Origin of the sequence: Paenibacillus sp. GXUN7292 (genome assembly GCF_050864975.1) — a bacterium.
In the GTDB taxonomy this organism is placed as follows: Bacteria; Bacillota; Bacilli; order Paenibacillales; family Paenibacillaceae; genus Pristimantibacillus.
This window is the reverse complement of sequence record NZ_JBOZWO010000022.1, coordinates 89,319-106,812: the sequence shown is the minus strand read 5'-3', so window position 1 is coordinate 106,812 and position 17,494 is coordinate 89,319. Positions and strand designations below refer to the sequence as shown.

Annotated in this window: 15 protein-coding genes; 14 read left to right on the top strand and 1 reads right to left on the bottom strand. The window is 42.6% G+C overall.

Translation table 11 applies throughout. The features are described 5' to 3' along the window. Positions 1-239 precede the first annotated feature (239 nt). Positions 240-872, bottom strand: a complete 633-nt coding sequence (locus tag ACRRU2_RS17975; RefSeq protein ID WP_432503739.1) for a DUF2306 domain-containing protein — start codon at positions 870-872, stop codon at positions 240-242. Positions 873-1,049: 177 nt separating this feature from the next. Here ACRRU2_RS17975 and ACRRU2_RS17970 point away from each other — a divergent pair, with 177 nt between their 5' ends. The 14 genes from ACRRU2_RS17970 (at position 1,050) to ACRRU2_RS17905 (ending at position 17,468) form a co-directional block, all read left to right on the top strand. After that, positions 1,050-1,736, top strand: coding sequence for a response regulator transcription factor (locus ACRRU2_RS17970; RefSeq protein ID WP_432503737.1), 687 nt, complete (start codon positions 1,050-1,052; stop codon positions 1,734-1,736). A gap of 1 nt (position 1,737) precedes the next feature. Further along, positions 1,738-3,066 (top strand): sensor histidine kinase, encoded by a 1,329-nt coding sequence (locus ACRRU2_RS17965; protein WP_432503735.1) that lies wholly within the window; start codon positions 1,738-1,740, stop codon positions 3,064-3,066. A 70-nt stretch (positions 3,067-3,136) separates the two neighbouring features. After that, entirely contained in the window at positions 3,137-4,222 is a 1,086-nt protein-coding gene (locus tag ACRRU2_RS17960) for a DUF3626 domain-containing protein (RefSeq protein WP_432503733.1), read from the top strand. Between the two features lie 139 nt (positions 4,223-4,361). Then, a complete protein-coding gene (locus tag ACRRU2_RS17955; RefSeq protein ID WP_331702526.1) occupies positions 4,362-4,544 on the top strand; it encodes an H-type small acid-soluble spore protein in 183 nt (60 codons plus the stop codon). A 27-nt stretch (positions 4,545-4,571) separates the two neighbouring features. Next, entirely contained in the window at positions 4,572-5,321 is a 750-nt protein-coding gene (locus tag ACRRU2_RS17950; RefSeq protein ID WP_432503731.1) for a YqjF family protein, read from the top strand. Positions 5,322-5,958: 637 nt separating this feature from the next. Continuing rightward, positions 5,959-6,813: a hypothetical protein gene (locus ACRRU2_RS17945; RefSeq protein ID WP_432503729.1), complete on the top strand. Its 855-nt coding sequence runs from the start codon at positions 5,959-5,961 to the stop codon at positions 6,811-6,813. 220 nt (positions 6,814-7,033) lie between these two features. Then, a complete protein-coding gene (locus tag ACRRU2_RS17940; protein WP_331702529.1) occupies positions 7,034-7,543 on the top strand; it encodes a hypothetical protein in 510 nt (169 codons plus the stop codon). Positions 7,544-7,786: 243 nt separating this feature from the next. Continuing rightward, complete coding sequence (locus ACRRU2_RS17935; RefSeq protein ID WP_331702531.1) at positions 7,787-8,458, top strand: DUF2642 domain-containing protein; 672 nt, start codon at positions 7,787-7,789, stop codon at positions 8,456-8,458. A gap of 23 nt (positions 8,459-8,481) precedes the next feature. Further along, a complete protein-coding gene (locus ACRRU2_RS17930) occupies positions 8,482-8,964 on the top strand; it encodes a hypothetical protein (RefSeq protein ID WP_331702532.1) in 483 nt (160 codons plus the stop codon). 219 nt (positions 8,965-9,183) lie between these two features. Then, entirely contained in the window at positions 9,184-10,368 is a 1,185-nt protein-coding gene (locus tag ACRRU2_RS17925; protein ID WP_432503726.1) for a MalY/PatB family protein, read from the top strand. Positions 10,369-11,117: 749 nt separating this feature from the next. Next, on the top strand, positions 11,118-13,085 hold the full coding sequence (locus ACRRU2_RS17920) for a hypothetical protein (protein WP_432503723.1): 1,968 nt from the start codon (positions 11,118-11,120) through the stop codon (positions 13,083-13,085). 52 nt (positions 13,086-13,137) lie between these two features. Beyond that, positions 13,138-15,405, top strand: coding sequence for a helix-turn-helix domain-containing protein (locus ACRRU2_RS17915; protein WP_432503721.1), 2,268 nt, complete (start codon positions 13,138-13,140; stop codon positions 15,403-15,405). Positions 15,406-15,613: 208 nt separating this feature from the next. Beyond that, positions 15,614-16,555, top strand: coding sequence for an ABC transporter permease (locus ACRRU2_RS17910; RefSeq protein ID WP_432503748.1), 942 nt, complete (start codon positions 15,614-15,616; stop codon positions 16,553-16,555). 61 nt (positions 16,556-16,616) lie between these two features. Continuing rightward, positions 16,617-17,468 carry a carbohydrate ABC transporter permease gene (locus tag ACRRU2_RS17905; RefSeq protein WP_432503718.1) on the top strand — a complete coding sequence of 284 codons (852 nt, stop codon included), beginning with the start codon at positions 16,617-16,619 and terminating at the stop codon, positions 17,466-17,468. The last annotated feature ends 26 nt before the right edge of the window (positions 17,469-17,494 follow it).

Genomic DNA, 17,494 nt, shown 5'->3' with positions numbered 1-17,494 from the left:
CATTTTTCTGTTTTAAGCGCGATAGCAACCGTTAGAAAAATTAATTCGTAATTTTAGTCTGAATAGCGTTTGTGGCAACCGTTAGAAATAAAAAATTGCGGCCCCTCCCAAACTTGATCGCAGTACCGTCTTGTTGCCTCTCCACAATGAATCACCAGCTTCCGTAAGACGGACAAGCACCCAGATAGCGCTTTTCTAAGGCGCATAGAGGAAATTGATTCCATTGTGCAGCACTATGTTCAAAATCCGCCTCGACTTATCCTTCTGACAATAACCTCAGAAATGACCAATAACAGCGCGATGGCACCGTAAATGCCAATGGTATAGCTGTCAGAGTAAATGAAGCCTAAACCTTTGTGAAAAACAAATGTAATAAGATGAATGAACATATTTGTAAAGCAAAAGACATAGCTGCGAATCATCCAGTTCCGATGCTGGGTGATTCTTTTCTTTTTGATATGGATGAGCGCTGTGACTGTAATTAGCGGCCATGCGATATTTAGCAAATTAAATCCGATACTGCTTATTTTTCCCCCGGTCGCATAAGGCGCCATATATCCGGAAGTCAGTACTACTAAAAGGACGGATACGATATAAATATACCCATTAAAACGATGGAGCTGGCGGCTTTTCTGAAAAAGGCGTGTAGAAAAGTTGAGCAGTCCTGATGCCATGGCTATACATGCAAAGGCAACATGAACATACATGATATTTAGCCACACGGGGACATTAAACTCGCGCTTAAGTCCAGATTTATTGCTTAAAAATTCATATGCTTCGGGATCAATCCAATAGTTTTTTACGAGTGCATAAACAATAAATATAAAGCAGATTGCGCCCAATAGCGCGTATAGTGTTTTTCGCTTCTGCAATTAATAACCCCCCCCCGTTCTGATCGACACTCTCTTGTCTCTAGCATCATAACAAATGAATCTCTCAAATGAAGCTGTGAAATAATCACAAAACAATAAACAATGTATCACAAATTAAGCAGCTTCGCTTGTTCCCTTAAAAAAAATGCTAAACTAGGTTGAAAAGGTGGGATAATCGTGAGTGCACTTCATACAATACTTGTCGTAGACGATGATCAAAGCATCGTGGAGCTTTTAAGGGATTTTTTCGAAAATGATAACTTTCAAGTCATCACGGCTGGTGACACTGTTGAAGCATGGGGCTTGTTCCAACAAAGGACCGTTCATTGCATTATTCTCGACATTATGATGCCGGGGCAAAATGGCTTTGATTTATGCCGCCAAATCCGGAAGGAAAGCAACGTACCTATACTGTTTTTGAGCGCGCGCAGCGATGATGTGGACAAGATTCGTGGGCTGACTCTCGGCGGCGATGATTATATCGTAAAATCGGCATCGCCCGGCGAAATCATCGCAAGGGTAAAAGCTGTATTGCGGCGCACCGCCTCTGAACAGCAACGGAATGAAACTATTTTGGATTATGGGCGCATGAAGCTCAATCTGTCAGCACGAGAAGTGGCAGTGGATGGGAAAAACGTAGTTCTCACACCGAAGGAATATGAACTGCTTCGCTTGTTTGCCGAGCATCCAAGACATGTTTTTACTTATGAGCAATTACTGGCGAAATTTTGGGACGGGGTTGGCGATAAGCATACGATAAGGGTGCATCTTAGCCGGCTTCGCGAGAAAGTTGAATGCGATCCGAATGATCCGCAATACCTGGTCAACGTATGGGGCGTTGGTTATCGTTTTGAGGGAGGATAAAATGAAGCCTATCCGCATCCGTACGTTTACTTTGCTATGCTTTTTTTTCATCCTTTTAATGCCGTGGTTCTTCTTTGTAACAGCTCATGTTATGGAAACAAAAACATTTAGCATTTCCAATAGCGAGCTGCAAAATGAAAGCTTGCAAAAGGATTTGTACAGAATTGCTCAATTGATCGAAATGAACACGGATAAATGGACGGATTCCAATTGGCAAAATCAATTACAAGCTCTTTTGCATAATACGAAGCTGGATGCCATTATTTTAACTGATTCAAATGAAGAAATTTATCGGTCCAGCCCTGGGCAGCGCAGCGCCTTTCTGTCAACTGAAAAGTTTTCGGTCATTGAGGATGGACGGTTACTCGGAAAGGTTATTATTTATTTTCCGAAGTCGAACATGTTTCAAATGATCGCGGCACTTGCCGGATTAGTGCTGGCATTCGTTATTATAGGCATTGTCATGCGCAGGCATCTTCTAAAGCCTCTCGAGAAAATGAGCCTTGCCGCCAGGCAGATTGCAGCAGGCGATTGGGATGCGCAGCTGCCTTTGTCGGGAATAAAAGAGGTTGCACACGTTCGTGATGGATTTGAATTGATGGTCAAAGGGCTTAAACAGTCAAATCGCAAACAAATTGTATTGGAAGAGGAACGCAGATTCGTCATTGCTGCAGTCGCACATGATTTGCGGACACCTTTGTTCGCTTTGCGGGGCTATTTGGATGGCTTGCAGCAAGGGATTGCCCAAACACCAGAGAAAATAGCAAAGTATTTGGCTGTGTGTAAGGAAAAATCGACACAATTGGACCGGCTGGTAGAGGAGCTTTTTACATTTACAAAGCTGGATTATATGGAAGGGAAACTTAGCAATAATACGGTTGATCTTATAGCTATACTCCAAACATCAATATACAGCTTGAACCCTCAGGCTCGACAAAAACATATTTCTATAATGAAACAATTTGCGGGTGACTGTATTCTTAATGGCGATGCTCATTTATTAGAGCGGGCTATAAGTAATCTTTTGGATAATGCAGTCAGGCATACGCCATCTGAGGGTAAAATTGTTGTGGCATGTTTTGCTGACGGCAATAAAATAAGGTTTAAAATACAGGATACGGGACCGGGCTTCTCTGCAGAGGAAATAAAGCATGCTTTTGAACCTCTGTACCGTGGAGAAGCCTCAAGAAGCCGGTCAACTGGAGGCAGCGGTTTAGGTTTAACGATTTCACAAACGATTGTTAGGCGGCATGGGGGAGAGCTCGGTGCAAGCAACCTATCTGACGGAGGAGCACTTCTGGAAGGTTGGCTTCCGGTCAAAATCATATAGAATTAGCATGAAGATCATGATATTCTATTCAAAATGAATTTTGCAGCATGACTGGATGGGGGCGATATAAATGTTTGATAGGACCAGGTTATCGAATGCGCAGCGATTAGCTGTGGACTATATTACTGAATATGCCAGGAGCAGAAAAATAGAAGCGCAGCAGTCGCTTTACGAAATCATGCATATGTCGAACATTCCTTGGAGCACCTTGGAGGCAGCTTCGGCGAAATTATTTTCAAACGCCAGGGTAGCACTGCACTTTCACCCTGATCGTCCCATTGCGAACATGAAGCGTGTAGCTGAGGAAATGCTGGAGCAGGGCTTGTATAAAAGCCAATTTGAAACTTTTGTTTCTAACGGCAGTGTATCCGCATATCCAGGCGGCATGCGGGATCTATGGGAGAAAAAGCTGTTTGGCGGCTCCTATCAATTAGTTGGCGTAACAAATAGCGAGCGTCCGAAATATGGAGCGCTTGATCTTATGCTGCACCCGGATGGTCCTGCCCCTCGTTTTGGTTCATGTTACTTTCTGCTTGCACCAGAAGTTTCCTCACGCTGTACATATACGTATTTGGATTCTCATCAAGATCCGATAGAAAAAGGCACGTATGCAGAGTTTAACGATATATTAGCATCGTTGTTTAAAGATGCATTTTTACGAAATGAAGCGATTGGTGAAAAGGAGCTTACTCCAAAAAGATTAATCGAGCATATGCTGCATCATCTTGATCAGCCCAGACCCGATCCTTCAAAGCGCAAGCCGAATCGAAATCTTAATCATTATATAGAAGCGCAAGTACACGGAGATGTTCTTCTTAAGGAAGATGTAGAAGTGCTTGTAGCCGATCCTTCTTTTAAGGGGACTTACATAGGAGATATTCTAGAGCAATTATGTTTAAAATATTGTATTGAACTACGTTGGCATATGGGATTTGTTCTGCATACAGAGCAAGTGCCTGAGGATTTCAGAGGGCCTGCAATGCCCTCCTTGGCTAAACGCATAGCGCAGGAAAGCCATATTGATGCTAGTGTTATTGGTGCTGCAGTCAATAATTTGAAGCGGCATCCCGAGTTATGGAAAGATCGCGGAAGCTATGAGGAAGTGCTTCAGGAATTAAAATATATGTGGCATGTTTTGGTCCAATATGGTTCGTGAGCCGATAGCGGGCTTTGGCAATTTTCATAAACGAATGCTTGAAACCGCCTATGCAGCAAATGCATAGGTTTTTTGTTGTATAAAATGCATAAAAAAGCATGATTTGCTTTACATTAAGCGAAAGAAGGGAGGTTATAGCATGAAGGCTGAACGAGCAAAAACGATTTTGGAAATGAAGGATACTGTGCCTGTTAAGCTTGACGGCGAGCATTCCGTTTGGATAGAGAGTGTAGATATGGCTAATGAAATGGCAACGGTGCAAGTAGGCACCAATCCGCTTAATACACAAACGGTAGCGGTTAATCGTCTGGAGGAGCAATAGACATCTACACTTTAAGGAGGCGCATAAATGGTACAGAGACTGCTCCATAAAGTTAATCATCGTCCATTTGCGCTTCCAGAACGTAAATGGGGAATGAAGCAAACCTGGAATGATCTGCTGTTTGTGCATTGGCCAGTCGACATAAAGCAGCTCCAAGCAATAGTGCCGGAGCAGCTTGAGCTTGATGTATGGGAAGGGGCAGCATGGATAAGCGCTGCTTCGTTCCGTGTCAGTAATTTGCGGCTGCGTTATATTCCCAGGCTGCCATTTCTTCATACCTTTCGTGAACTGAATATTCGTACTTATGTACGATATAAAGGCATTGCCGGCGTTTACTTTTTTAGTCTTGATGCTTCTAGCATTGCCGCTGTTCAAGGTGCGAGGCTGGCAGGGCTTCCTTATATGCATGCTAATATTATATTAAACAAAACGCTACAGTCGGAATGCTATTTTAAAAGTGAACGTATAGACCGTCAAAGCCAGAGTCACAGTGCTATTTTTGAAGCTGCATATTTACCCGACAATCAAATTTTTTATGCGGAAGCAGGAACTTTAACCTACTGGCTCACAGAAAGATATCGCATGTATTACATGAAAAATCAGGTGATGGCGATCGATCTCCATCATCTGCCATGGCCGCTGCAACAGGTGCAGCCGAGCATACAACAAAATTCAGCTTTAACCCAGCTCGCACCGCAAATTGCATTCACCGATCCCCCCATACATACCTATACGCAAAAACTCGATGTATTAGTATGGCCTATGATAACCATTTAATACACGAAAAAGCCCAATGACGAAACACTTATGGGCTTTTTTCTATTGCTTGCAGTTCTTATGATAATCGATGATTTGTCAGTCAATCTTTTATGCTATTTAGGTTTTTATTTTATGGAGTGCGACAGGGCGAATGACAGGAATAGCTATTTCTACTGTATGTATTTGTCTCGTTTCTTGTAATGGTCAAGGATAAAACCCACTCTTTTATTTGAAAATTATGCGCTTATACCTGTTGAAAATGTGCGAATTAACTAGAGCAGTCATTTTTATAGATTCATATACTAATAATGCAAATATCCTAGTAGTTAAATTTCCTATGTTAGTTTCAAATAGGTGAAAGGAGGGCTACGTCATCGTTACGCGAAAAAAAGTTTATGTTCATTCTAAAGCAAGGAAAATTCGAGTGAAAATTTTTCGGGTAGTAAAGGGAGTGAGCAAATCCAGCTCGATTAAAGTAAGGAAGAAGCAGCTTACCCCAAAACAGCTTAGCAGCTTAGAAAACATTTGCATTCTCTGCAAAGGCAGTCAGCCATGCACCTGCTCTAAGCATAAGCGGATAAAGAAAAAAATGTCAGGCAAAAAAAGAAAAAAACGATTATGTCTAAAAAGACGTAAAAAGCATGGATGTAAAAAAATGATTTGCAAACGGGGAGGCAAGGGCTCAAAAGGCACAAAAGGCTCAAAAGGCCACAAGGGTTCAAAAGGCGCTAAGGGACCAAAAGGCTCCAAAGGCTCAAGGGGAAAAAGAGGTCCGTCAGGACCATCAGGGCCATCGGGACCGTCAGGTCCATTGGGACCATTAGGACCAGCTGGGAAACAAGGACCGCCGGGACCTCCTGGACCTCCAGGGCCGCCGGGACCACCCGGGCCTCCAGGACCGCCGGGACCGCCCGGGCCTCCGCATAAGCCGCCGGGACCACCGAAGCCTCATGGTCTGAAACCAAAGCCGCCAGGGCCGCATAAGCATCCAGACAGATGCTCGGATGAATACAATAATGGCTGCCACTGCCACAACAATGCAGAATCGATGCAAAACATGCTTAATCAGTTGAAAAATAATACGATTAAAGAGCTGCACACTTTAGACTATTCAAACAGTAAATATTCTAATGCAAGAATACTATCTGCTGATAAATATATATTAAATTTTGCAAGTAACGGGCAAGAACGCTATATACCTATTCATCTAATTGCCGGGATAGAGCTGTTTTCAGAGGATTACGACAGCAAACTCATTAGCAGCAACAGCAATAATGATCAATCTGATAAAACAGACGAAAACGAAGCAGGGGGAATGATAAGTGTATTAAAGCCACTAGTGGGCAAATCCAGAATCGACTTCAATACTTTGGCTGAACAGCTAAAGGATGTATTAAGCGCAGCCGTAATCGGGCTGAATGAGGGCATAGTCGTATTGTCTACTCGTGATGTTGTGTATGTGGTTGCTTTAAGCAGTATTTCTGACATTTCCAATATAAAAGAGATGTAATTCTAGTATGAAAAGGCCAAGTTCCCTTCTTTCAATAGGAGAGATATATTCGTACACGAAAGAAGGTTTTTTTCTGGGCGTTAATCCTATTGCATTTGCACTATAGGGATAAAAGTGGAATTAATAGCGGCGGGGACATTCGCTTAGTACAATCTTTTACTAGTTGCGTATAAATGCATTATGTAAAAAAAATATATTTACGGAAGGTGAATTGATAGATATGGCGTTTGATTATTTAACTCTTATAGGCAAGGAAGTAAGATTGGATCGTGGAGGCCCTGAATCCAGACAAGGCCGTGTTGTTGCGGCCGGTTCCGATTATGTCGTCATTTACAATGAAAAGGATGGACTTATTTATTACAACACTCAGCATGTAAAGAGCATTACTCAAAATACAAAAAATTCCCCAGAATATGTAGAGGTTGAGCCTGTGCAGCCTGCATTGAAAATTATGGAGGCGGATAATTTCGTAGGGCTGTTAAGAGGCATGAAAAATCTATGGTGTCAAATAAACCGAGGCGGCCATGAAAGCGTGCAAGGCGTATTAGCCGAAATGACAGACGACTATATTAATATGGTTGTGAATCATGAATTGGTAACTATTTATAACTACCATATTAAAAATGTTTCCTACGGCGTTAGAAAAGAACCTCAGCAAGACAACAAGAAACAAGAAAATAACGATAAAAGCAACGAAAAAAATAGCGATAACAACAACGAAAAAAATTAATTTATCAGTAATTAAGCAGGGGGAGGAAGAGTCTCTATGCTGAATCCTAATTATTCGACCTCCTCTGCCCCTTGTAATGAAATCTAAATAGATAACTTCGCTCCATGTGGGGTGAAGGTTTAAATGTGCGTGATTTTTTTACCTTCCTATTCTAGCTACTCTCGTAAAATGGTCGATTTATAAGAAAGCCTCCTTTGTTTATACGTATGAACACAGATGTTTATGAGAGAGGAGGTGAAATAGATGGATTTTTTTCAGATGAAGCTTGGAGCGGTTATTGATGTTGAAATGCATGGGGACAAATGGCATACCGGCGTTTTAATAGATGTAGGCCAAGATATTCTAGTTTTGTACAATGGTGAACGCTATATTTATATTCCTTCTATTCATATTCTTAACGTCAGTATGAACACGCTCAAAAGTATTTCAGACTTCTCCGCTCTTCCTGAAAAACCGATTAATAATGAAAAGCAGACATCCTACAGAAAAATTTTAACAAATGCCAAAGGGGTATTTATAGAAATATTTATTTCTGGAAACCACTCAATTCACGGTTATATTACCCATGTAATGACCAATTATTTTGAATTTTATACCCCTGTGTACAGAACGATGTTTATTCCGCTTAACCACTTGAAATGGCTTATTCCTTACAGCAACTCCCACACACCTTATCTTTTGGATAAAAAACATTTTCCGGTAAGTCCTTCCGATCTTCCATTATCCCGTTCTTTTGATGAGCAGCTGAAAAAGCTGGAAAACAAAATTGTCGTTTTCGATTTAGGGAAAAGCCCTAACAAAATAGGCTTATTAAAAGGAATCGAGAACAATGTTGTTCATATGATTACAGCGGAAGGCAAAACGTTATACACCAATATTCAGCATATAAAAAGCGTTCATTCGCCGAATATGTAAAGCATATTTAAGGAGGTAATATTATGCCAGGAGGAAAAGGTCCCGGTAAACATGGTCCCGGCCATGGCAAGGGCAAAAACCAAAAAGAAAATAAGGAACAAGAAGCAAAACAGACGAATCAAAATGAGCAAGGAGAACCGGAGCAGCAGGATCAGCAAGAAAGACAAGACAAACCGGAGAAGCAAGACAAGCAAGACAAGCATGGCAAGGAAACAGCTAAGAACCATGAAGGAAAAGAAGAAAAGGAAAAGGACAAGGAAAAGGAGCAAAAGCACGGGAAGGGCGAAGACGCAGGGAAAGAAAAAGGTCATCAAGGCAAAGGCGGCGACAGTGAGAAAGGCGGCAAGCCTGATAAGGGTAAAGAATCTGGCAAAGAACCTGCCGCAGAATCCGGTAAAGAATCAGGAAAAGGACCAGGTAAGGGTCGAGAAAAAAAGGAAGGCAAGGGCAACGAGCCAACAGGCGAGCCGGATAAAGGCAATAAAGGCGATAATCCTGTAGGGTAAGTATTCGGCTATGCTCGACAAGCTCTAGGCAATCATTAAGCTTTAAAATAATCCCCCATGCTTGCTTGAAAACTGGTTTGGGGGATTTATTCGTTAAGGGTACATAAGAAGGTGTAGAATAATAAAATCGTGATTTGTGGTATGATAGTTAGAGTTATTGCATATCAAACTAGATTGAAATTTCATTTTAGTACATCATACAGCTGGAGGGGTTGCATTATGGCATCTATGTATAATTTCGACAAAGTCATAGAGAGAAGAGGGACAGCTAGCGTAAAATGGGATCAGGTTGAGACGATGTTTGGACAAGCGGATATTCTTCCTATGTGGGTTGCCGATATGGACTTTGAGGCGCCTCCAGCAGCGATAGAAGCGATGAAGGAGCGGGCTGCTCATGGCATATTCGGTTATACATACCGCAGTCCTTCTTATTTGGAAGCCGTTGCATCCTGGCAGGAACGGAAGCATCAATGGTCCTTCGATCAGAGTTGGATAGTGGGCTGTCCAGGTGTCGTTACAGCGTTAAGCATTTTAGTAGAGCTGTTGACAGAGCCGGGCGACAATGTAATGATTCAAGTGCCTGTATACCATCCGTTTTATCGCATCATTTCTTCTCACGGGCGTAATATTGTCGCAAACCAGCTTGTGCTTACAGAGAGCGGACGATATGAGCTGGACTTGGCCGAAATGGAGCGGCAAATAATTGAGGATAAAGTAAAAATATTAATTTTATGCCATCCTCATAATCCGGTAGGACGTGTATGGACGAAAGAAGAACTAACGGAAATTGGAAATTTATGCGTAAAGCATGGCGTGTTTGTGCTATCCGATGAAATTCACGGGGATATTGTGTACAAAGGACATAAGCATATTCCGTTTGCCTCGCTGTCTGATGCGATTGCCAAGCAGACGGTCGCTTGCATTGCGCCTAGCAAAACCTTTAATATCGCGGGGCTGCATTCCTCGCTTGCTATTATAGCCGATCCTGAACTTAGGGAGCGATTTAATTTTAGATTGCAGACGTTTGCGATATCAATGGAAAATTGCTTTGCTCAAGTAGCAGTGGAGGCATGCTACCGCCAAGGCGAGCAATGGCTGGAAGAACTGCTTGCTTATTTGCAGCAAAATATTGACGATATGGAGCAATTTGTCGCCAATCAGCTGCCTGGGGTTAAGATGTACAGGCCGGAGGGAACGTATCTGGCCTGGTTCGATTGCCGAGAAATCAGCGCAGATCCTGAGGTGCTTAAAGATTTGATGTTCAATAAAGCTAGAGTTGCTTTTAATGAAGGCTCTATGTTTGGAGCCGAAGGCGCAGGCTTTTTGCGAGTCAATTTCGGGACACCGCGTTCTCTGCTGCTGGAAGGTCTTGAGCGGTTTGAGAAGGCTCTTAAACAAAAATAAAATAAGCTGAAGTGGCGCCGTTAAAGCGCGAGGGAAATCAAATTCTGCTTAATGCAGGATTTGATTTTTTTTGTTAAATTATAAGGATTTATAAGTTTTTTCTACAAACTTGTTCTTATCATCATCGGTAAACGTGTCTTTCCAAAGGACGGTGGAGCCGTTTATCCTTGTATTAGAAGAACTCTAACGGACATTAGTGACCCTTGGCTGGCAAAAATGGCTTGAAAATAATTGTAACGGACACTAGTGACCTTTACACGACCAAATAAGCTATTTTAAGGGGGAAAAGCTATGTAAGGGACATTTTTGTCCGTTTACAATTCAAATGGCGGAAAACAAGGCTCCTACGGTCATTTGTGACCGTTACAATTTACAAAGCAAGTGCTCCAATCAGCTTCTCACGTTGGTCGAAAGTAAATTACAAATAGCCGAACGTGTGACCATGTCAATACTTTGTGAGCCGCCTCTTTTATTGCTTATTGCATCATTCACAATGAATTGACAATTTCGCCAGCTTCGTTGGAAAAATACTTTTTCAACAGCCCGGAATAAACCATTGCGCTTGTTTTTGCTCTGATATAGTATTGTAATGTGTAATTATGCGCGTATATCTAAAATTATTTTAAAAAATGAGCAAAAACGAGCAATAATAAGCGGAGTAATTTAAAAACACTTCGATTCATCATGAGTGCACTAGCAGAATTTTTTGCGGATCATCTATCAATTATTCTATTTAGGAGCGATGACACTTGAAGCAAAATGAGTCAACTAGTCGATGGAAGCTGAATGAAACAGGGGGGATTTGCTGGGAAGTAGGTTCTGATAACCACTTGCCTCATGAAGATCATATTGAAATGAGCGGAATGGCGATATCGTCGATTATAAGGTATGGCGTTAATGCGAACGGGGAACTTCAGCTAAGTCGTTTGCTGATTTGGCCGGCCCTGCGCACAATTCCCAATGATACACATGCAAGCCTAACCAAAGAATTTAGTGTGGAACTTTCGCTTCAGCTTAGCATTTGCGGCAAGTCTATCGGGGTAGAGAAACCCAATCGGATTACGTTTGACGGCGTACTTACTGTCTATTCGCATACTGAAGCAGGTATTGCTATTGTTCGAAGTATGTTTCCGTCAACGGATTTACATGCTTATGTGGAAATGATCGAATTGACCAATCAATCCGATAAGATGGTGGAAATAGAGATCGAAGCTCCAAATAGCACGTACCATCGACGGGGTGTTAAGGGGATTTATGTGTTGGAGTCAATATGCAATGCACCCGCAACGGTACGTTTACATCCTAATGAGCGAACAACTTTTGCTTTGATAGTACACGGGCGAGGCATTATGGAGGACGCACCGATAATCGATTGGCAGCAGGAGAAGGCGAAGAGAGAGGGGCTTGTTCGACGGTCGGCTCGCTTCCTGAGGCTCGAAACACCAGATCCGGTACTGAACGAGGGATTTGCCCTTGCTAAATTGCGCTTAATGGAGAGTATTTATGAAACAAAAAGCGGTCTTATGCATAGTCCAGGGGGCGGCATTTTTTATGCAGCGGTTTGGACCAACGATCAGGTGGAATATGCGGGGCCTTTTTTTGCTTTCCTTAACGACCCGGTTGGCATCGCAGCTTCGTTGAATGCTTACCGGCTTTTTATGCCTTTTATGGGACCGAAGTTTGATCCGATTCCAACTTCAATCATTGCAGAAGGCACAGACATATGGGAAGGCGCAGGTGATCGCGGTGATGCGGCTATGTATGCGTATGGCGCTTCTCTCTTTGCGCTTATTCTAGGTGACAGGGCAATTGCGGAAGAGCTATGGCCATCCATCTGTTGGTGTTTAGAATACAATCGAAGCAAACTAACAAGTGAAGGAATTATCGCCTCCGATTCGGATGAGCTAGAAAATCGATTCCCTTCCGGCGAAGCAAATTTGTCAACTTCCTCGCTTGGATATGGTGCGTTGCGGAATGCCGCAAGTTTAGCGAGATCACTGGGGAAAACAGCAGAGACAGAAGCTTTCGAGGCAGAAGCAAAGGAATTGGCAGAGGCGATTGAGCGATATTTTGGAGCTGAAGTCGAAGGTTTTGCTACATATCGTTATTACGAAGGAAATGATGTATTACGCTCATGGATTTGTCTGCCGCTTACGATGGGAATTATGCAGCGGCAAGAGGGTACGCTGGAAGCAATGTTTGATTCTAGACTTTGGACGCCAGACGGGTTAGCTACACAGGCTGGTGACACAACTTTTTGGGATCGTTCTACACTGTACGGTTTTCGTGCTGCCTTTAATGCGGGAGAAACAGAACGTGTCATGCCCTATTTGAGTGCTTATGCGAGAAAGAGACTGTTGGGTGAACATGTTCCTTATCCGGTTGAAGCTTACCCGGAAGGTAATCAACGCCATTTGTCGGCGGAATGTGCGTTGTATGGGAGAGTATTTACAGAAGGAATGTTTGGAATTAAACCAGTTGCACTGGATTCTTTCGAATGCGTTCCAAGATTGCTTAAAGCTTGGAACAACATGGCGCTGCGTGATATACAACTGTGCGGGCGGCTGATGGATTTAATCGTGACAAGAGAATTAGAAGAAGGCATAAATATTCGAGTGATACATGCCGAAAAAGAAGTTGTGAAATTCATTTCACCAGACGAAAAGCTGCTTATCCGATTTACTCACGACCAGCCGATCATCGAGTTGACAACATAGCAAAAAATTCATGGTTCATAAGCGTTCATTTACATAGGGGGGATATATAAGGATGAAACGCCGGTTGTTAAGCACCGAAAAAATGAAATTTTTGTATAAATTAATTATCGGATTACTGCTTATGGCTGTACTTCCTACTAGCCTGACTGTGTATGTATTGCATGATCATTATACCGAAAGTATGCTGCAAGAAGTCGGTTCGGCGAATAAACAATTGCTAGAGCAGGCAAAGACGAACGGGGATATGATGTTTAGCGAGATGGTTTATGTTGCCGCTAATCTCCTTAATCAGCCTAAGCTATCGGTATTTATGCAGGAGGAGTATAGCTCAGATGCCAAATCATTTAACGATTTAATCCTCAAGCTGGATAATCTGCAAGCCGAGAGCCGATTTCTTTCGGGGATTTATTTGCACTTTGACAAATTCGATTACATGATAGGCGCCGATAAAGAAACAGGCACTTTCTTCCGTACTCGTGATGAGATGAGTGCAGTTGAAAAAGAATTAACTGCACTTTCAGGTGCGATGCATCAGCCGCGTTTTTTTCTGCAGAAACTTGACGGGCGGCAAGTGTTTGTTATGGTTCGCCCTGTCCAGAATGCTGCCTATCGAAATGTTGGCTCTATCCTTCTTATAGTTGAAGAAAATCGGTTTGCAGATATATTCAATCCGCTTCGATTATCAGATTTGGACACTACGATTGTTCTAGATGCCAATGGAAGCCCATTATGGTGCAATGGCTCGGCTTGTACAGAGGGAATCGAGAAGTCACTCTATTCAACGGGAGCAACGCAAGTAAATAATTCAGATTATCAAGTGATGGAGTGGGGGGAAACAAAATTTGCGGTTTCCTACACGAGTTCAGAAATTAGTCGCTGGCAGCTTATTAGCATGCTGCCTATGGAAAGACTGACCAGCCGATTGTCTGTTGCTAACCAATTGACGCTGCTGGTACTGTTAACAACCATTGTAGTCGCTATTGCCTGCTCTATTGTCTATGGACGTTATTTGTATAGCCCGCTGCAAAAACTGGTCACACGAGTGCTTCCTCATGGATCAGGCAAGCAATTACGCCATAACGAATTTCAATTAATAAGAGATGCCTATATGCATGTATTAAACAGTAAAACTGATCTTGAACGTTTTGTGGAGAACAACAGACTGCTTATGATAAGCAAGCTGTTGCAGCGTGTAATGACGGGTTATGAGATGGATCGAGCGGCCATAATAGAGCAGCTGGCTTTTTTGAATATACAATTGCCCCATCGTTTTTTTACAGTTGTGCTGGTTGGAGGTCTGGCGTCCCGAATGCATGAGGAGGAAAGCATTCGTACCCGGACGATTGCACAGTTAGCTTGGCTTAATAGAGCAGAACGTATAATGGCCGAGCTGGAGCTTGACGGCGTTGCTATTGAGCTCGAGATAGATGTCATAGCCGTTTTGTTGAATGCACCAACCGATGATTGTGATAAGATTTTGGAGTTTGCCCGCTTGTTTACCTTTCCTGATCCTGAATTGGCAGATGTTTCGCCTCTTATTGGCGTTGGCGAGACAGTAGAAGAACTGGAAAAAATTTATCATTCCTACCATAAAGCGCGCTATGAGCTTGCTTGCCAATCGGCAGCTCCAGATTCGGATTTTGCGCAAAACACGATTAATCCCCTTTCGTTATTTGAGAAGAAAATGGGTCATGCTATAGCGGTTCGGGATCCATCTATTTCTGTTGATACGTTGAATGAACTGTTCGATTGGTTTGGCGATTTTCGAGATCTGTCATGGTCACAGGTGATGAACATTGTGTTAAAGCTTCTTTCAGCAGTCTTGATCCGTTTGGAGGGAACGAATTTCGCCGTTTATCAGGAGTTTATGCGACGGCCGCTATTTCACCAGCTTGCCACTCTGAAGTCAGAATCTGAACTTCGTGATTGGCTTGAGCGTGTACTTGGGGAAATCATTGAAAGACTAAACGAGGTAGCTGGCATTTCTAGTATTCATCCGAAAATTCGTCAAGCGATTGTCATTCTTGGTGTGGAATATATGAACGATTTGACGCTGGAGAGCGTTGCTGATCGCATCGGTTTAAATGCGGCGTATATGAGTAAGCTGTTCAAGGACGAAACAAACTTTAACTTTATCGATTATATGAACCGGATTCGAATCGAAAATAGTAAGCTGCGCCTAATTGAGCAGCCTAGCCTGTCTTTGGATGATATCGCTCAATCCGTAGGCTACAATAACACGCAAAGCTTCGCGCGCTTTTTTAAAAAATATGAGGGCTGCACGCCAGGACAATTCAGGCAACAATCTATTTCCAGCTAATTTCATCCCCAAAAGTCCAGCAAATACGCGGATCTATAAAAGTGATGCTTTACCCAAAAAACTGAAGGTCGCCATATTCATAAAAACCCACTGTGTTTCATAAAGACGTACTCTATGTTCATCCCCGGAGCTTCGTTATGATTTGAGGTGTAAGCGATTCCAGTATATCGCGGCTCTGCTCAAATCCAAAGCAAGGGGGTGAACGAATATTCAAATCAAGGGGGTCTTTAAACAAACCGGCGAGCGTCGCTTTCTTCGTACGCTAATCAGCCAGAAGTATTTATTGCTGTTACTCTTGCCAGGCATTGCAGCGACATTCGTTTTTAGTTATTTGCCTATGTACGGAATATTGATTGCTTTTAAACAGTTTAATCCGTTGCATGGCATTTGGGGCAGCAAGTGGATAGGGCTGCAGAACTTTAAGGAACTGTTCGATGCGGTCCTCTTTTGGCGGGCATTCAAAAATACAATTGTGCTCAATCTCTATCAAATTTTATTCGCTTTTCCCGGACCAATTTTGTTCGCGTTATTGTTGAACGAGATCCGCAATGTTGTATTCAAGCGGTGGATGCAGACGGTAACTTATTTTCCGCATTTTTTATCTTGGGTTGTAGTCGGCGGCTTCGCCGTGGCCATTTTATCTCCAAATACTGGCGTCTTGGCTACGATTACAGAATGGTTTGGCGGTGAGCGTTATAGTGAATTTTTGCTTACAGATCCAAAAGCATTCCGGACCATTTTAATTGTTACTGAGCTATGGAAAAACATGGGGTGGGGGGCAATTATTTATCTGGCTGCCATAACTGGAGTTAATCCAGAATATTATGATGCGGCGGTTATAGATGGTGCTGGAAGGTTCAAGCAAGCCCTTCATGTTACATTGCCTGCCATAATGCCGACGATCGTAGTTTTACTAGTTCTGCGAATTGGTAATATGATGGGAAGCGACTTCGAGCAAATTTATGTGCTGTATTCTCCAAATGTTTATGAGGTTGGTGATGTTTTGTCCACCTATGTTTTCCGGTTGGGATTGTTCCAAGGCAAGTATAGCTATACAACAGCCGTGGGTTTATTTCAGTCAATAATCGGATTTACACTAATTGTTCTTGCCAATCGTTTGAGCCGCAGAGCAGGAGGGGCGCTGTGGTAAGTATATCCGTGTGCTTTTCGCATCATTGGAGGTGACACTTCTGCTAACGAAGAATGAAAAGATGTTCAACAGGCTAATTATTGTATTTATGTTACTGATCGGTGCCTCTATGCTGCTGCCGTTCGTTAATGTTATCGCAAAGTCATTCAGCAGCAATGCAATGGTTATGACCGGTCAAGTAGGATTTATTCCGCAGGAATTCAATTTGCATGCATACCGGGAAGTGTTCCGTAATCCAATGTTTATGAATTCGTTGAAAGTGACGATTATTGTCACCTTAGCAGGGACTTTATTTTCGTTGATTACGGTCACAACTACTGGCTACGCACTTTCACGCAAGCGACTGCTGGCTAGACGGACTGTCATGCTGTACTTTCTAGTCACAATGTTTTTTAATGCAGGGATTATTCCGAATTTCCTGAATATTCGGAATTTGGGATTGTATAATACGATCTGGGCGTTAATTTTACCAGGTATGATGAGTGTATATTACATGATATTGGTCAAAAGTTTTTTTGAGCAGCTGCCTTCTGAGCTAGAGGAATCTGCCTCAATAGATGGCAGTAACGATCTGCAGACGCTAGCCTTTGTGTACCTGCCGATTTCCAAGCCTATATTAGCAACCATTGGTCTTTTTGCTGCTGTTCATTTTTGGAATATTTTCACGCCCGGAGTTATGTACATTCAATCCCAGTCCCTGTTTCCGCTGCAGTTAATCGTACAAATGATGATTTTCACACAATCATCTGTCGATGCCCAAACGATGGCCGAGCTAGACTTACAAGGAACACTTGGGACTGAAACGCTTAAAATGGCTGTTATTGTGGTATCTACATTGCCAATTGTTGTAGTGTATCCGTTCTTGCAAAAGCATTTTGTTAAAGGGATTACACTAGGTGCTGTTAAAGCTTAATTTGTATTGAACTAAATAGAGAACAT

Coding starts and splice junctions, on each gene's coding strand:
- ACRRU2_RS17965 (WP_432503735.1), top strand. CDS start 1,738: ATGAAGCCTATCCGCATCCGTACGTTTACTTTGCTATGCTTTTTTTTC.
- ACRRU2_RS17960 (WP_432503733.1), top strand. CDS start 3,137: ATGTTTGATAGGACCAGGTTATCGAATGCGCAGCGATTAGCTGTGGAC.
- ACRRU2_RS17955 (WP_331702526.1), top strand. CDS start 4,362: ATGAAGGCTGAACGAGCAAAAACGATTTTGGAAATGAAGGATACTGTG.
- ACRRU2_RS17950 (WP_432503731.1), top strand. CDS start 4,572: ATGGTACAGAGACTGCTCCATAAAGTTAATCATCGTCCATTTGCGCTT.
- ACRRU2_RS17945 (WP_432503729.1), top strand. CDS start 5,959: ATGATTTGCAAACGGGGAGGCAAGGGCTCAAAAGGCACAAAAGGCTCA.
- ACRRU2_RS17940 (WP_331702529.1), top strand. CDS start 7,034: ATGGCGTTTGATTATTTAACTCTTATAGGCAAGGAAGTAAGATTGGAT.
- ACRRU2_RS17935 (WP_331702531.1), top strand. CDS start 7,787: ATGGATTTTTTTCAGATGAAGCTTGGAGCGGTTATTGATGTTGAAATG.
- ACRRU2_RS17930 (WP_331702532.1), top strand. CDS start 8,482: ATGCCAGGAGGAAAAGGTCCCGGTAAACATGGTCCCGGCCATGGCAAG.
- ACRRU2_RS17925 (WP_432503726.1), top strand. CDS start 9,184: ATGGCATCTATGTATAATTTCGACAAAGTCATAGAGAGAAGAGGGACA.
- ACRRU2_RS17915 (WP_432503721.1), top strand. CDS start 13,138: ATGAAACGCCGGTTGTTAAGCACCGAAAAAATGAAATTTTTGTATAAA.
- ACRRU2_RS17905 (WP_432503718.1), top strand. CDS start 16,617: ATGTTCAACAGGCTAATTATTGTATTTATGTTACTGATCGGTGCCTCT.